This is a genomic window from Geotalea toluenoxydans JCM 15764 (assembly GCF_001311985.1).
Classification (GTDB): Bacteria; Desulfobacterota; Desulfuromonadia; order Geobacterales; family Geobacteraceae; genus Geotalea; species Geotalea toluenoxydans.
Map to the genome: position 1 here is coordinate 1 of NZ_BBCJ01000077.1, position 520 is coordinate 520.

At 58.8% G+C, this 520-nt stretch carries 1 protein-coding gene; it reads right to left on the reverse strand.

Going from position 1 to position 520, the window contains the following annotated elements:
• On the reverse strand, positions 1 to 414 hold a 414-nt coding region (locus tag JCM15764_RS20770; protein WP_243689570.1), incomplete at its 3' end, for an enoyl-CoA hydratase/isomerase family protein.
• Between the last annotated feature and the right edge of the window lie 106 nt (positions 415 to 520).

Genomic DNA, 520 nt, shown 5'->3' on the forward strand with positions numbered 1-520 from the left:
GCCGAGCCCCGCTTCGGGCAGGCCGATCAGCGCCTTGCCGGCGGCCATGAACCGGTAGTCGCAGGCCATGGCCAGTTCGCAGCCCCCCCCCAGGGCATGGCCGTTGATGGCAGCAATGACCACTTTTTTCATCCGCTCCAGGGTATTGTTGGCGTCTTGCAGCAGCTTGGAGAAATACTCCGACTCGGCCTGAGTCATGGCGGCCATCTCCTTGATGTCGGCCCCGGCGATGAAGGCCTTTTCCAGGGCGCTGGTGATGACGACCACCGTCACGTCATCCATCTCGTCAGCCTCCTTGAAGGCCTTGAACAGCTCCAGGCCGAATTCGCTGCTCAGGGGATTGGTGGGGGGACGGTTGAGGCTGATGGTCAGGATACGGTCTTCCCTGGTGAAGGTGATATATTGATAGGCCATGGTAGCTCCACTGTTACTGTTTATTTGATTGTTAGCTTCCCCCTTTATCAAAGGGGGATCGAGGGGGATTTGCCTTTGGGCCTGGGAATCCTCTCCTCCTCACCTC